The 16,617-nt window shown below is 49.0% G+C and carries 8 protein-coding genes; all 8 read right to left on the bottom strand.

Going from position 1 to position 16,617, the window contains the following annotated elements; translation table 11 throughout:
- Positions 1-110 precede the first annotated feature (110 nt).
- The gene (locus ACIDITHRIX25_RS73665) at positions 111-3,758 is read right to left on the bottom strand and encodes an MFS transporter (RefSeq protein ID WP_201732677.1); all 3,648 of its coding nucleotides are present in this window, start codon (positions 3,756-3,758) and stop codon (positions 111-113) included.
- 626 nt (positions 3,759-4,384) lie between these two features.
- The gene (locus ACIDITHRIX25_RS73660; protein WP_201732676.1) at positions 4,385-5,821 is read right to left on the bottom strand and encodes a hydrogenase large subunit; all 1,437 of its coding nucleotides are present in this window, start codon (positions 5,819-5,821) and stop codon (positions 4,385-4,387) included.
- Between the two features lie 3 nt (positions 5,822-5,824).
- Complete coding sequence (locus ACIDITHRIX25_RS73655) at positions 5,825-7,357, bottom strand: proton-conducting transporter transmembrane domain-containing protein (protein WP_201732675.1); 1,533 nt, start codon at positions 7,355-7,357, stop codon at positions 5,825-5,827.
- Complete coding sequence (locus ACIDITHRIX25_RS73650) at positions 7,357-7,896, bottom strand: hypothetical protein (protein ID WP_201732674.1); 540 nt, start codon at positions 7,894-7,896, stop codon at positions 7,357-7,359. Before ACIDITHRIX25_RS73650 ends, ACIDITHRIX25_RS73655 begins: the two co-directional genes overlap by 1 nt.
- Positions 7,897-8,027: 131 nt before the next feature.
- Entirely contained in the window at positions 8,028-8,966 is a 939-nt protein-coding gene (locus tag ACIDITHRIX25_RS73645; protein ID WP_201732673.1) for a respiratory chain complex I subunit 1 family protein, read from the bottom strand.
- Positions 8,967-8,973: 7 nt separating this feature from the next.
- Positions 8,974-10,986: a proton-conducting transporter transmembrane domain-containing protein gene (locus tag ACIDITHRIX25_RS73640; RefSeq protein WP_201732672.1), complete on the bottom strand. Its 2,013-nt coding sequence runs from the start codon at positions 10,984-10,986 to the stop codon at positions 8,974-8,976.
- Positions 10,983-11,495, bottom strand: a complete 513-nt coding sequence (locus ACIDITHRIX25_RS73635; protein ID WP_201732671.1) for an NADH-quinone oxidoreductase subunit B family protein — start codon at positions 11,493-11,495, stop codon at positions 10,983-10,985. The genes ACIDITHRIX25_RS73640 and ACIDITHRIX25_RS73635 overlap by 4 nt, the downstream gene beginning before the upstream one ends.
- Positions 11,496-12,514: 1,019 nt before the next feature.
- Positions 12,515-16,528, bottom strand: coding sequence for a PAS domain S-box protein (locus tag ACIDITHRIX25_RS73630; protein ID WP_201732670.1), 4,014 nt, complete (start codon positions 16,526-16,528; stop codon positions 12,515-12,517).
- Positions 16,529-16,617: the final 89 nt, after the last annotated feature.

Below are 16,617 nucleotides of genomic sequence, written 5' to 3'. Positions count from 1 at the left end.
CGATTTCGACGGTAGATAAAGAACTACAATACTGCCCACCGGAGGAGCCCTCTGGTGGGCAGTATCTTGTCAACCGTGAATGCTAATATCTGCAAAGATTGCTACCTCGTTCAAATCCTATCGAGTTGGCCTGATGCCTCTGAGTATTCGCTTGACAAATTTATAGGCTTTGTGTCGAATAGTTTGGCAAAGTCAGAGGCGTTTGAAGGTAGACCTAGGAAGTAGCCTTGGGCTAGATCACACCCCATGGATTCAAGTAGGATTAGCTGTTCCGACTTTTCAACTCCCTCGGCGACTGCCTTTATCTCGAGGCTGTGAGCGATTGAAATGATTGCATCAACGAGGCGTTGCCCCTTTGGATCATCGATGTCGCTTATGAACGAGCGGTCGATCTTGATCGAGTCGAACGGGAGTGATTTGAGGCGATAGAGCGAGGAGTATCCAGTTCCGAAGTCATCGATTGCGAAGGTGTAACCATTGGCCCTAAGTTCATTGATCGTCTGGAGCACGCAAGGATCGTGATCTAGAAGAGAGGACTCGGTAATCTCGAAGCTGAGCCGCGTCGCGGGCAGATTGACGTTTCCTAGGTCGGCGTTGAGTCTTCGCATTGATTGGTTGCTGCGAATCTGGCGCGGCGAGAGGTTTACGCTAACGGTGGTATCGATTCCTTTTGCTATCCACTGCTGCTGATCGATGTAGACACGTTCGAGAGTCCAAGATACGATGTCGTCCATTATTCCAATATCCTCGGCGATGGTGAGCCATTCGACAGGTGAGATTAGCCCCCCTGAGCCGTCCTTCAAGCGAATAAGGGCTTCTGCCGCAACAGTAACGTCGGTTGAAAGGTCAACTATCGGCTGATAGAGGAGTGCGAACTCATCGTTTGCACAGGCGGTACGCAGTCTCGTCGCCATAGAGAGGGTACTTCTTGCATTCGAAGAGATTGCCTTGAAACCCTTGTCATTGGTGGGGTTGCCAGTCTGTTTGTCTCGATACATCGACGAGTCAGCGCTCTCGATCAGTTCAGATGGATTCGACCCATCAAATGGGTAGATGGCCGCGCCAATCGATGACGTCATCGCTACAGTACTTTCGCTGAGTTCGAAGGGCTCGTTGAAGTGTTCCCTTATGCGGCTGATAGAAGTCATGACCACAAAATTTCGGCCGTCTACCGTGTCGTCTGTTTTGATGTCGTGAAGGAGGATTAAGAACTCGTCCCCACCCTGTCGCGCCACCACATCCCCTTGACGAACACCTTCGCGTAGCCTTCGCGCCACCTCTACTAGGAGCTCATCGCCTGCTCGATGTCCATATCCGTCATTGATAGCTTTGAAGTGGTTCAGGTCTAAAAATAAAACGAGAAATGATCGGTTAGCTCGTCGAGCCTCTTCGATCGCCTTTGTTGTGGCGTCTATAAATGATCTGCGATTTGCTAGCCCAGTCAGAGGATCAGAAAACGCGAGGTTGGTTACCTGCTCTTCGGCTAACTTGCGCTCAGTAATGTCGGTCAGGATTCCTTGGATAGCTAGTATTTCTCCGTCAGCGCTTCGAATTGCTACCGCATCGTCCCTAACCCACTTTTCATGCCCCTCGGCGTCAAGGATCCGATATTCGATTGAATAGTCAACCTCCCCACCTCTGAGGGAGCTTCGAGCTTCGCGAAGCATGGGGCGATCATCTTCGTGGGTAATAGTACTTCGTAGCCCGGATTGAGTGAGAAATTCTCCCGGAGCTAGGTGGACTAAGCGTTCGATCTGAGGAGAAACATAGGTCAGCCGTGCGTCTTTATCAATCGATTCGATGTACAGAACTGCAGGTATTTGTTCAACGAGAGTTCGATAACGGATTTCAGCTTCGGAGACTTGGCGATGAAGCGCTGCATTTTCAAGTGCAGCCTCGGCTTGACCTTGAAGGGCGATTAGCGAGTCAATTTCGCGCTGGGTATTTCTGCGAACAAAACGGTCAGCACAGATCGTAATTGCGTAACTTCTACGGGTGGTTCGAATGCTAACTATGAAAGCACCGAGGACATCTTGATTAATGAGGCCATGTAACGCCGGTGCGAACTCGTCACGGCGCAGATATTGAGGCGTGCGAATCAGGCTCCAAGAAACTAGGCCGAGGTGGTCGACCTTCTCCATGATGATATCGCGCATAAGTATCTCGGTGTTACCACTGACGTTCATGATTGCGCCGCTTTGAGCGTCGAGGTGTAATGAGAAAGAGTAGGTCGCTCCAATTGCGGATTTGGAATGATTTGCGAAGATTGAGATCAGGGTATCTTCTTCCAGCCTCCTGCTGAAGTCCCCCGCAGCTTCTGCTAGTAGCTCTGCCCTGCGCCTCTCGTCTCTCTCTAGAGCGAGTGCAAAGGCGCTCTCGGCAAGTAGCGCCGCAACGTCATCTTCATTTGAGACCTCCTCCAAGGAGCGACGTGCTGGCTCTGGTAGGAGGAGCGTCAGGCCTAGGCCGACCATGGCTGCCATACCAGCAAAAAGAATCGCTCCCTTGAGACCGAGGTCTCTGGTGATTAATGGAAAGGCATAGACGCCGATGAATGCCCCAATCTTTGCGATCGAAGCAGAGATGCCGTGGCCTGTCGCTCTGGCACCGACTGGAAATACCTCAGATGGAATGACAAAGGTGGTCACGTTTGGTCCAAATTCGATAAAAAAGTATGAAGCGGCAAAGAGGACAAAAAATACATCAGCATTTGCTAGGGACGAGGAGATGGCACCTAGAGAAGTAAAGATTACTGCCATCGCAAAGAAGCCAATTACTTGAAGGCGTCGGTGTCCGATTCTGTCGAGAAAGGCTGTAGCCAATAGATACCCGGGAACAGCAACGACTAAAAAGACGATGAGATTCGTGAGAGTGTGTTCGAAGATCGTGCTGTTCGGAGATAACTTAGCAAGGACTAACGGTGTCGAGATGGTGTTCCCATAGTACGCGTAGTCCAGGAAGAACCATGTGCCGGCTGTAGCAAGGAGTAGCTTTAGGTAGTGGCGGTTGGTGAGGAAGCGGAGTAGCCCTATGCGGTGAATTTGGTTACCCGTCGGAAAGGCTCTGATTGTGCCCGTAGAAAAAGACTCAATGTCTTGGATTGCAAGTTCGTTCTTCCCTAAAATCTTCGACGTAAATCTAGGTGATTCTGGCATCTTGCGGCGAAAATATAGGACGCAAGCAGCAGGTATCGCCCCTGCGCCTAGGAGAATTTTGGCGTCCATTACGTGAGACAGGTGAGTTGTTAGAAGTAGTAGTGCGAGGGTGGGACCGACGACGAGACCGATGGCTTGCGTCGAAAATACTAGTGAAACGAGCCTCCCTCTATCCTTTGAATTCGAGTACTCAGAGATTAGAACTGCCGAAACCGGATAGTCGCCTCCTATTCCAATCCCTAGTACGAATCGCGCGATCAAGAGTGGTTCGATGCCGTTGGCGAGGAAGGATGCAACGGCGCCGATCACCATTACCGCCGATTCAATACCGTATAACTTCGTCCTTCCAAAGCGGTCGCTTAGGTAACCCAAAAGTAGCGCCCCGATCGCAGTTCCAAGGAGGGAGATGGCGCTCGCTAGGGCAATTTTTGAGGGCGTGAGGTGCCAAGGTGCTTTTAAAAGTGCCATGGCAGTTCCGATGACGAAAAGGTCATAGGCATCTGTGAAAAATCCTACGCTCGTTATCGCCGCGGCTCGTAGGTGAAAGCGACGTAGTGGTGCATCATTTAGAGCAGTAGTAATGGATGGGTTGGCGACAGACAAAACTTTATACCAGCTTCCCTAATGATATCTACATAATTCATCGTGCGTACTTTATTGAATCGACAAGGTCGTTAGTTGGATTTAGTGTATATTTCAAAAGACTACCTTATTACGGCAGAGTTTCATTGTAAAACTTTATGATGCCTTAGTTCAAATTTCGGTAGCGAAATATGAAAATTGGTTCATATTTCTCCATTTTTAAGCGGGTGCAATGCCGATCCCCAAAAATAGTTTTGGAAGTTTAACCACTTCAAGGGGGATAATTGGTGATAGCTGCGAATTACGGTACTTTGAATCTGGAAGCGATTTGAAAATCGCTACTTTAAGTTTTGCACCCGTACCAAGGTTTAAAGAAATATTTCAAGCATCGTTTCTTTGTGAATATTTAAATTTTAGGTATTAGAAGCACATGTGATTTGCGCTTTGTTAATGCTAAATAAATCAAAAATTTACGATTTGGATATATTGATTTAAGGTGTTGGATGGGGAATGATATTCGACGCTTTTGGGGAATGATCGTGTTCGTTCGTTAAAAAAGCGGTTTACGTTGCATTGTGCCGTTTAGATACCCATTGCCCTATTTGCACCGAGGATGGTTTGCGCTCCTCTCTTTTGAGGAGTGTTTTTTATAAATCGTTTCCTGCATACGACTGGTTGAAGCTCTTATTGACGAGCGGAAAATCGGGCACGATCGCTTCGTGGAGAGCGATTGGAAGTGCCGCCCAGTTGTTGACGGATGGATCAGTAATTTTGACTTTCTTTATCGCTCCATTTTCACTCGTTTCGACGAAGTAGCAAGTTGCGCCACGCCACCCCTCGACGCAGCCAAATCCGAAATTTGCCGCAGGTGCTGGGTCATCGATAGATTTCGGGGTCGATGGCATGGCGCTTTTGTCGGGTTTCGTACCATCATCGCGAAGAAAATTGAGATATCGCTTTATGAGCTCAAGCGATGAGAGAGCCTCTCTCCGTCGAAGCAGAAACCGTCCCATTACATCACCGGAGGACTCTAGTATCTCCTGGTAGTCGGCTTCAATGTGGTTGTACGGCAAGTATTGACGCACGTCGCAAGGGTGGTTAGATGCTCGGCCGACGTATCCGTAAGCAGATAGTCGTTGAGCATCGTCGCGCGAGAGGACTCCGGTTCCTATCATGCGATCGCGTACAATTCCGTGCTCTTCTATGAGCTGGCTAACTTCAATCACATGGTGTTTGATCTGATCGATTGTGCTTTGTGACGGTAGTTCAAAGAGTTTTGTTTGGTGCAGGCTCAACGATCCACGTAAGATTCGGTGGTTCGTTAGGCGGTAGTTGATCCCAGAAAGTGACTCTCGAATCCGCTGAGCTTGCGTATTTGCCAATCCAAAGGCGGTGTCGTTTGCAAGACCTCCGATATCAGTGACGTGGCAGGCCACTCGCTCTAGTTCAAGGAGAAGCGATCGCCGTATTCTCTCGTTTTCACCTACATCAATTGAAAGCGAGGATTCATAGGCTTTCAAGAATGCAAGACCGTGGGCGACGATGGAATCACCGGTCACGTGCTCAGCTAAGTTGAGCCCTTCTTCTGCTCTAGCGCCAATAAATGTATCTTCGACGCCCCTAGAGAGATAGTTCAATTCGATATCTAGATTCAAGATCGACTCGCCGATAACTGAAAATCGAAAGTGTCCAGGCTCGATAACTCCAGCGTGTACTGGTCCAACTGGAATTTGAGATACACCGGCCACCTCCTCTATGGCTGAGTTCGTGGTAACCGATTTCGATTTAGATTCAAAATGGACATCACCATTAGTTGCAGCTGTAAGGTCGGATTCAAATCGAGTTGCCTGAATGAAGACTTCGCTCACACTTGGAATTAATCCAGCCCAGTTGGAATCTATTTGGGTCCTGATATCGATCAAGGGTTCGTCTGAATGGCAGAAGGACATGAAGATGTGGTGAATGACGTAAGTTTCATCCGCAGCGGTAGACGTGATTGTCATCAATCGATAGCCCTCCTCTGCCAAATTGGTGGAGATCTTAACGAGGTCGATTGGAACGGCTTCGACGAATATCGGGCGCATAATCTAGCTCCTACCTCCTGTAATCGTTGAGATTGTAAATTGAATCGCATTTAGCGATGCTTGGGAGAATAGAGGGAAGACCGTTGCTCCTACCAGTGATAAAACGATAAGAAAGTTCGAAAGATGCGGCGAATGTGACGTAGTCGACTTAGCTGCAGGCAGCAGTAGTGCTGGGGAGGACTCTATGGCCTCTGGTCCACTATTTGTACTTCTTTGAACTACCAGTACTTCGGTAAAGGGGTGATTTTCGACTATCGGCGTCTTATTGACGCCGTTGATAGCTCCGTCGAAGGCGAGATTTGCAATTAAACGGATAATTGATGAAAACGCCACTAGGGCGAAGATGAAGGCTGTAGCAATGTAGGCCCCAAGGCCGGAGGTGAATCCGGCTACGGATATTTGAATTTCGGCGAAGAAGATTGCGAATGGAGGTAGTCCGAGAAGGCCGATCATAGCGATAATGGTGAGGTATTTGGTTACTCCTGCGAAACTCCCCGAAAGTGATATCTCGGTTATGTCACTGGTGCCAGTTTTATTGACAACTCTGCCGACAAGTATAAACAACGACGACTTGATGAGTCCGTGGGCAAGGATGTAAATCAGGACTGCTGCTGTCGCACCTTTGCCGATCGCGACCCCTAAGGCCATGACTCCCATGTGTTCCATTGACGAGTATGCGAGAAGCCTTTTTATATCGCGTTGCCTGACCATCATGAGCGAGGCGAGTGCGACAGATGCTAGCCCCATCGCAATTAAAATCCCTTTAATTTCGGCGCTTGCCATACCTACTTCGCTCAAGAGTCGCATTCGCAGGATTGCATAGAGTGCAACCGAAAGAAGCACTCCCGACATTAGTGCCGAAACCGGCGATGGTGATTGACTATGGGCATCCGGCAACCAACTGTGCATAGGAAATAGTCCAACCTTGGTGGAAAAGCCCAAAACCGTAAGGGCGATGCCGAGTCGAAGCAAGCCTTGGTTTAGCTGGTGGTCGTGGATAAGCAAGATCCATGACAGCGTCTTTCCTCCGCTTGCTCCGAATATGATCACCACGCCCAAAAGTGCAATTGCGATACCACTAGATGCGATTACCACATACTTCCAAGCGGCCTCGGCGGACTTTCTTGTGCCAGATTTACTCACTAAGAAGGCGGTTGCTACTGTCGTAGCTTCAATCGCAAACCACATTACGCCAATATTGTCGGCTTCAACCGCTAGGGACATGGCGAAGATAAAGCCATTCAAGAGTCCGCTGTATTCACGACTTACGTTTGAGTCGAGACCAGCGCCAATAGCCGTTAGGCCAACTGCACCAACTGTTGTAAGCATCCACGCACTAAGGGGATCAACTCTCAAGACTCCGCCAAGAGCAACTTCGTATGGGTAGTGAGAGTGGATAAGGGTGATCCCAGAGAGGAAAATTACTGCACTTGTAAGCGTCGGCGCTATTCGATTTAGCTTGGCAGAGGACACTAGGTAAGTGGTAGCCGCGGAGGCGATCGCTACGGCAAGGGGCAGGAGAAGAAGGTTATTCATCAGTCGTGTAACTCTCTCAACTGGCTAATGTCTGTGTGGCCAAAGTGGCCGCGAAGTTGATGTGTGAAGACTTGGAGGATGAGGACGACGAGTAGTACATCGACTGAGGCCGAAAGTTCTACGAGCGTCGGAACACCTCCTGAGACAAAGAGTGCGGTGGCTGTTATGCCATTGTCGACAACGACAAACCCTATCAACTGGGAAATTGCACGCCTTCGTGATGCGATGATAAGAAATCCTATGAGAACGACCGCAATTCCGGTTGGCGAGAGTGATGAAGATATCGAACCAACGTTCACGAAGAGCGGACCTGTTGTTACGAATGATCCTCCTATAAGGAGTGATGATATGAAGATCCCTGCAGTTGGATTGAGGTAAGTATCATCGCGCATCACGTCGCTGCGATTGCCCCCCTGTTTTGACTCTGCATTAATGAGTTTTAAGCGCCGTTGAATCAGTACGGGAAGAACTATTGCCTTCAACGTGAGCACAAAAAGTGCGATCATTACACCGGTTAACTTGCTTCTGTTTACTTCCACGACCATCAAGCCCCCTCCAAGGGCTAAGCCTTGAATTGAAAGGAGCCTTGCCGTGCTTTTTAGCGATCGTCGCCAGACGATAACGATCGTGCTGATGAGGAGGGTTCCGGCACAAAGTTGAAGAGTGAAGATCATTTTGCTGTTACTCCCGAGATGATTACGGCGATGAAGGCTATGGCGAGCGATCCAGCGAGCAATTCAGGGACGCGAAAGAGACGTACTTTGGCTAGAAAGACCTCGGCGACCCCCAGTGTCGCCCCTATTATGGCCACTTTAGCGATTAGGAATAGTGCGGCTGGAATCATTGCTGGCGAGAGGGTGGAGGCAATAGACCACGGGAGAAGCAAATTTGCAAGGAGCGAAGTTAGAACTGTCAACTTTATCCAAGATGCGAGTTCTTGAAACGCTAAATCGTGCCCGGAACTCTCTAGGGTCATCGCTTCATGGATCATCGTGAGTTCAAGGTGAGTTGTTGGATTGTCAACGGGAAGTCGGCCAGTTTCGGAGAGTACTGCAATTACCAGAGATGCGACGACCAGTATTCCAACCGGTGAGACTATTTGACTCGGGTTCGAAGCTCGAATTTGAATGATCGACGCGAGGTTTGAGGTACGAACTTCGATTGAGAGAGCGTAGATAGCTATCAACAAGGTCGGTTCAGCAAGTGCGAGCAGTGTTACGTGCCTGCTCGATCCCATCCCGCCGAAAGATGTTCCATTGGCTAGACCGATTAGACCTTGCGCCACTGCGTTGACCGTGAGAATTGAGACTATTACAAAAAGGTCAGGTGGAATAGCTGACGCGAACGTAACTGACGGTATGACCAAGGCGAGTGTCAAGGATGAGGCGAGCACTGCTACCGATCCCATTGCGACAAGGGTTGACCCGTTTCGGTAGCGCAAGGTCTCTTTTCTAAGTAGCTTTACTATCTCGCGCCACGGTTGGAATAATCTACCGCCACGCCGCCCCTCTAAGAGTGCTTTCGTAGCCCTTATGGTTCCAATTTGAAGCGGTGAAATTGCCACGACAACGAGTGCTTGCAAAAGTGCTGATACGATCTTGGTAATCATCTATCCCTCAAAGACTCGAAAGTGCTATGACGCTGATAAGGCCTATGAAGGCGTAGATCAAGTAGAGGTGGATGCTTCCGCCTTGGATTACCCGCACCCTCGAACTTACCTTTTCCACCGTTGAGATTACTGGGCGCATAAGGCGATCTTCAAAGAGGTCAGATTTGGCTAAGTTGGCGCGGAGGTGGCGTTGGCTCAAATACGTGGACTCTGATCCGTGGCTAACTTCAATATCTCGCCCGGGATTGATCACATCGTCAAAGATGCGAAGTACGGGCTCGGTGAAGCCCGAAGCGCTCGACTGAAACATTGGATCGACTGCAATAAGGCCGCATCCCCAAGGAACTTCAACGATACGGTTTGGAGCCCTTCTTGTAAGGACCTTTGTGAAAATCCAGAGTGAGGCAACAGCTCCAAGGAAGACCCCAACTATCGCTAGAGGTGTTATCGACGCCCGAAACACGGGTAGGTCAAGGGTAAAGATCGAAGTTGAACTGATTGACAGTTTTAGGTCGAGGATTCGATTGATTTGACGAGCTACGAGGCCGATCAATAAGGCCGGTGCGAATATCGCGATTGATGCGACGAGAGGACCGATCCATACGCTGGGCGAAACCTCTCTAGCTTTTGATGCAGTCTTCGAGCGAGGTATACCGAGTAGTGCAACCCCGACGATTTTGGCAAACGTTACAACGGCGAGTCCGGTGGTTAGCGCTATCGCCGCAACTGCGATTGGAAAGAGGGTTTTGAGTACAATTGAAACTTTGGCGTTTACTGAAGTTGCGTGAGAGAGCGTCTGTAGCAATAGCCATTCGGCGACGAAAGTTAATGTTGGAGGTAGTGCTGTTGCTCCAACCGCACCCAATGCGAACGTTGCGGTCGTGAACCGCATCTTCGAGCCAATGCCGCCAAGCTCATTTATCCTCTTTGTCTTACTGGATTGGTAGATCGACCCAGCCGCCATGAAGAGGCTCTGCTTGAAGAAGGCGTGTGCGAAGGTCAGGAGTACTGCAGCTAATAGGGCGGAATTAGCGACGTAGTCCTCATGGGATCTCAGGGCGCAGATGTAAGTGCCTACTGCAATTGCGATGAGACCCATGTTTTCGCTCGTAGACTGGGCGAGTAAGACTTTGAGGTCATCCTCTACTGCCGCCCTTATGATCGAGTAGACAGCGGTCGCCGCTCCAACGACGATCAGCCCTTCGCCCCAAAGTATGTTCAAACTTCTGTCAAGTTGGGTCACGGTTAGTAAGAGCCCGTAAACACCCATTGCTACCATGGCACCGCTCATAAGGGCCGATATCTCGGCTGGGGCGGCGGGGTGAGCTTTGGGTAGCCAAACATGAACCGGTAGCAGCCCCATTTTGATTCCGAAAGCAAGCAATAAGAGCCCGATACCAATTGCAGAAATGGGCTTGTGGCCAATTGTTGACAAAGCAGGCCACCACAGTGAGCTCCCAAGGGACCCGTTTGAGGAAAGTGATGAGAAACCAAGAATCAGCGAGATAGCGCTAACTTGCGACATAGTTAGGTACCAGATGAGTGCGCTCTTAGCCGACGGATACTTTTTTACCTCAACAACCACAAGTAGTGCGGAGCTAATTGTCATCAGCTCCCATCCAATAGTAAATGAGAGTGCGTTCCCGGCTGCGACTACCGTCATCATCGAAAATATGAAGGTAGATCGTGCCAACTTCGATGAGGCAAATCCGTCGGTGTGAGGCTGGGCGGCGCCGTAAGCGACAGTAATTGCCGATACAAAGGAGAGTAGAACCAAAAATAGGGCACCAAGATACGAGAGGGAGTAGGAGAGGGTCATCCACCTGCTGCCAAGGTGAATTAGGACGGAGGTCGATCCCACTCCTGCGATTCGTGCACATCCTGCGATAAGTCCAATCGTGGCGAGCGAAAAGTTAAGTGTCGAAGATAGTCGGAGCGAAGTTCGGGCAGGGATTGGCAAAATCGTTGAAGCGATAGAGGTGATATAAAGTATTGACGCTGCGGCGAACAGGGATTTCATCTTTTATATCGCCCTGAGATTTGTCGAAAAACTTCGACCAATGTTGCCGCACTTGGCGGGTCTCCGGGCACCGCTAGGTCCACTGGTATCACTGTTGAAACTGGACCGAGACAGTACTTAGCGTTGGCAAAGACGCCTCCTGTGATAGCCGCATCCCCGCAGGCGACAACGATTTTGGGGTTAGGGATCGCCTCGTAGGTTTTACGCAGCGGATCAGCCATCTTCTTAGTTACGCATCCTGTAACTAATAACACGTCAGCGTGGCGAGGAGATGCTACAAGGCGAACTCCGTACTGCTCGAGGTCGTAATCTGGTCCGAATGCGGCTAGGAGTTCGTTAGCGCAGTCTTGACCACCACCGACGTCGACGTAGCGAATATTGAGGGCGTTGCGTACCGATCGATTGCCTACGTTGGAAGTGACTTGGGTCGCTTCCTCTGGAACCGGCAAATAATTTTTGCTCAGACGAAGGTTCTGGCGAAGTATCGTTGAAACTTTGCGTACTGTCACTGTCCGCTACGCCCTTATGTCGTCGCCCGCGACGCGCGGCGGGTAGAGGATCGCAACGGAAGTTGTACTTATTAATTCTTTGAACTTTAATATGGGGCTAGGTTCAGTCGGTGTGGCTTTGGTTTTCGGTGTTTTCCTGGAAACTAGGGAATTGTCTCGAGGCCTAGATTTTTGATCTTTCACCATTGTGAGCGGTGGTATTCCTCGCTTCACAAAATTGTCGTCGTTATCTGAAAAATAATCAAAACCAGGGCTAAAACATAACATCTTCAAAACCAAACAAAATCTTCCGCGCAATTATAAAAAATATATCAACTTTTCGCGAGAAATTCAATTTTTTGGCCGTATTGCTATAAATTTAGTGAATTTGTCGCGCTCTAGGGCCTGTGCGCTGGAGCGCCTTATCTGTAATTGAAAAATATGAAATCTTAATCATCAATTAAAGTTGATACGATTTTTCAAAATGCACCCGGTTTAAATTAGTTCATATCATATATTAAAAATTAGATTGTCCTCATTTTAGGAACCGTTTATGGTCCTAAGATAGAAAGGAATTTCATCAAAAATTCTTGTGTCGGTAGGTTTGCCAACCTCAAGTGCACTAGTTTTGGCTTTGATCGCTATCAGCGAAGCCTATTGCACTACGGCTAAAGCATGTGGTGATCGATTGGCTATTGCACGTAGTCGTGTGACCTCGTGGTTCTTGTCATATGTTCACTGTGAGGCATGTTCGCCTTGACGATGAGGAAGATAGTTTAGATTGCGTGAACGTAGCAACTTGATTGGTAGGTTCCGTATCCACTCTTAGGCCAAGGATCGCGCAGGAATCTTTAGACCATTATTCCAATAATCATCGGAGTATCGGGCATAACCCAATCATGGATTTGGCTCGCCTCCGACGCACCCGCAAATAGAAATCGAACGAGAGCCACGAATGACCAGATTGAAAGTGTTGCTGACCGAATCCTAACGTAACAAAACAGAACCTTAGGCGAAGACATAGTTCGGCGCAGGCACAGTTAGATAGAGAAGTTTTGGCTAGCCGTTCCTAGGTCTTCCCCTTCAAGTACATAACAGTTGCCTCCGCGAGCCTTTGCTTCGTACATCAAAAGATCCGCACGGCGCAGTAGCGAATCTAGGTCGTCGTTTGCGGTTTTAGAAAATGCCACACCGACCGACGCGGTGATAGTAACCCATTCGGTGCGGTCTTCACTGATAGAGATTGGGGTGGCAATTGCTTCCATTATCCGTCCAATTACGCCCCGAGCAGTATCAAATTCATCGATTGACCCAAGGATGCATACGAACTCGTCGCCGCCAATGCGAGCTACCGTATCAATTTCACGGACCGCATCTTTAATCCTCCTAGCCAGGGTGATCAGTAGCGTATCGCCAGCCTTATGGCCGTATCTGTCATTTACCGGCTTGAAGTTATCCAAGTCCAAAAATGCCAATGCAGTCATTCCTCCGAAGCGCCTATTTATTGCCAATTGGTCAGCCATCTTTTCACCCACGAAGCTCCGATTTGGAAGCTCGGTGAGAAAATCAAAGTAGGCCAATTTCGCTAATTTATCCTGGTAGTCCATCAGGTCGGTAATGTCAGAAAATAGGGCAACGTAGAAATCGGGCTGACCTAGATTGCCAAATATTGTAGATATATTGACGAATGTCGCGAAGACCGAACCATCCTTGCGGCGCTGTTGCACAGATCCACTCCAGTGTCCACCGGTTCGCAATGCGTCGTTCATCGATTCCCAGAGCACTTCGTTCTCGGGGTTGGGCGCGAAGAATCGGGATGTTTTTCCGATCACGTCTTCCCGCTCAAAGCCGGTCATCCGAATACAGGCGGGATTGATGTCAATTATTTGCGAGTTAGCGTCAATTATCACGATTGCTTCGGCGGTGTGTTCGAATACTACAGCCGCCTTCCTGAGCTGACTCTCGGCGATCCTTTGCTCTGTTATGTCGGTGCCTACCACAACGAAGGATGAGGCTTTTCCATCGTGGCCGTAGATGATGCTACTGTGCCACTCGATTATCCGATGAACGCCGTCTCTGCGAACCCAAGTTGAAATTGCCTTTTCGCGGACGGTTCCGGCCAATGCATCGGCAAACCAAGCTCGAACTGCTGGTCGATCATCCGGAGCAAAGTATTCCACTATCTGAAAGGGTGCCTCTCCTATTTCGGCGAGCTTCGCACCGGTGAAATCTAAGACAGCTCTGTTGCAACGTATTACCCGACATGAGCGATCTAGAACATAGATCAGCCTTGGAATCGCCTCAATCACTTGAGCGACAAAGTCAAGGTCTTCACGTACCAGTGCAGCATCTCTGCTCCTTTGAGTGACATCGACGCCGTAGAGCACAACTGCCGCATTTGTATCTCTTCTATCCCGCACAACAGAGCTGTAGTGCATCTCAACTAGGCGCTTATTTCCATCTCGGTGGTGGTGCCAAATCTCATTTACGGCTGATCCCCCAAATTCAAGTACTCTTAAAAATGTTTCCACCACGAGGGATTGGTCGCCTTCGTCGATCCAATATCTCCAAAGAGTTGGATTTTCAAATACTTCGAGACTCGTGAAACCAGTCAACTGCTCTGCTCCGCGGTTGAACCGCGTTATTTGCCCCTTTTCGTTTACCACCATTACCGCAGCCGCAACTGAATCCATAATTCGATCGTTCAATGTTCGTTCGTGCCGAAGTTGCACTACTAGTTCGTCGCCATCTCGACCCTCGTATAGTGCAACGAAAAGTTCAGGCTCCCTTCCCAGTCCTCGGAACATGGCGTGGTATCGCATTACGCAAAATTCACCAAACTTGTCGCGAACAGTCAACTCCCCAGCCCATTGATTAGTGATATCAAAGTTCAACTGCAAATAAAGTGGGACTTCTCTGTCTAATTGGGGAGCTAAGTCGAAGAACGATAATTTATGTAGTTCGTCCTTGCTGTAACCTGAGCGATCGACTGCCTCACGATTTGCGTTAGCAATTTCTCCGGTGGCTGAGTTGATCAAGAATTTATAGGAAGTCGGAAGTTCGAAGAGTTCTGAGAGATATTCTTGCCTTCGTGTCTGAACTTCGTCAACTTGCTTGAGCTTCAAACAGAGCGAGATGATTGAGCCAATCGTCTCAAGCAGCATCGAGTCGAACTCTGAAGCTAGACCTTCCCGCGACTTGAGGACCGATAGTATCCCAATTGTTTTCAATGATTGATCCCGAAGCGGAATTGACCAACTCGCTGAGACTCCAAGCTCCTGTGCTGCCTCTCCAAATTGGCTCCATCTTGGGTCATATCGCACGATACTTTCGAAGGCCGCCCGCTCACTGAAGCCTGCTGTCGCATCTGAACCATTGCTCGTCGCATTCGATACATCCGTAAGTAAAGGCCATGTTTCGTAAGGTAAACTTGGAGCCCAAACTATGTTTGCTTTGCCAAAGCTATCGAGGAGCGAGACGCAACCTATTGAATGCGGAATCAATATCTCGACTTCAATAAGTGCCTTATTGATGACTTCCGAAGCCGAAAGCCCCTTCTCGATCTCACCTAAAAGGCGACCTTGGAGTAAATATATATCCTTCATTTGACGAAGGGAAATCGAATTCAAGGCATTTGGCCTGGCAGCCGAAGGCTCTGTGGCATCATCAACAGGAAGGGGCCGAACACCATCCAATTTGAGATTGATAATGCGTGCGAGGTCTTCCTCTAAGCGCAAAAGTGAACCAAGTCCTGCATTTTTCCTAGAGTCGACGAGAAATTGCGCAATTCGCTGATCAATCAGATAGTCGTTTGATCCTCCTATCATCAACCTGAGATCTGCAACTAGATCTGTTACGTCAATTGAATATAGAAATGTCTCCATCGCAATAATACGACGGGACCATTTGCGTAAATATGCCAATGCTCCAAGAGGAGTTCGAACGGTACTAACCGGCTCGTTGTATCTAAAAGAGTGGTACCAATCGATGATTGCTTCGAAATCGACTGGCCTACCAAGGCCATATCCCTGCCCGTAGTCCGCGCCTAAGATTGCAACTGCCTCCACCAAAGCATCATCTTCTAACCCCTCGACAACGACGTTCATCCCAAGGTCATGGGCTAAATCGGTCAAGTGAGCTACTAGGTCCACGGAATGGGCGACCTCGGCTGGAGAACGAACCAACTCTTGATCTATCTTGACCTCGTCGAAACCGACGCTTTCAAGGCGTAATAGAGAGCTATATCCAGCACCGAGATCATCTTGCGCTAAATGGACGCCCATATTTCGAGCACGCTGAAGTACTGTAGGCGACGTTCCATTGCCCTGAAGCAGTTCCTCGTCCTCCGTAAGTTCAAGGGTAAGCAGAGATGGATCCACCCCGCTCTCTTCAAGGTTGCGTTCGATACTTCTGATATATCGATCATCGAACATCCCCTGTGGAGGGAAGTTTACGCCTAGACCGCTAAATAATCCGTGGCTTCTCCAAGCCAAAATGGCTGATAGGCCTTTATTTAGGCCTTGGTCAAATAGATAGAAGAGGTCATCTGATCCAAATGCTCGAAGGAATTGCGCAGGAGATAGTAGATCCCCATTGGAATCTCTAAGCCGAGCTAAGGCTTCAACCTTATAGAGGTCACCACTTTTGAGATTGACGATTGGCTGGTAGACGATTTCTAGCCCGCCACCATAGAGTAGGGATCGGAAGAGACTTCGATCACTATGGGAAATTATCTGATTACCAGTATCGAGACGAGACAGCGCAGCTCCAAAGATGTGTGCTACATGCTCTAATGTTCGCCGTCTTCTATTTACACCAAAGTAACTGAGTACCTTCGAATATCCATTGATAACAGCAACGACATCGCCACTTGCAGCTACAACTGGAATGCCAACTCCGGAACGCAAATTGATCGAAAGTAGATCAGACCTCCAAGGGCCCATTCCTGGGTCTGTCGCAATTGAATCACAGGTTTCGACTCGACCAGAACGGAACGCCTTTCCGCTTGGCCCCATTCCTGAAGGGGAGTCACTTCGGTGGAAACAACGGACCAAACTGGCCCCAGTTAGCTTGACCAAGTGGCCCCACTCTTAGACACATTAATTCCTATCATTGAGTTTATGAAAAACGACTCAAAAGACAG

Source organism: Acidithrix sp. C25, assembly GCF_904848545.2.
Note: the sequence above shows the minus strand (reverse complement) of the source record. Positions and strands in the feature narration are given on the sequence as shown.

What these genes read in the sequence shown, in the direction of transcription:
- ACIDITHRIX25_RS73660 (WP_201732676.1), bottom strand. Translation starts at nt 5,821, where the DNA reads ATGCGCCCGATATTCGTCGAAGCCGTTCCAATCGACCTCGTTAAGATC.
- ACIDITHRIX25_RS73640 (WP_201732672.1), bottom strand. Translation starts at nt 10,986, where the DNA reads ATGAAATCCCTGTTCGCCGCAGCGTCAATACTTTATATCACCTCTATC.
- ACIDITHRIX25_RS73655 (WP_201732675.1), bottom strand. Translation starts at nt 7,357, where the DNA reads ATGAATAACCTTCTTCTCCTGCCCCTTGCCGTAGCGATCGCCTCCGCG.
- ACIDITHRIX25_RS73645 (WP_201732673.1), bottom strand. Translation starts at nt 8,966, where the DNA reads ATGATTACCAAGATCGTATCAGCACTTTTGCAAGCACTCGTTGTCGTG.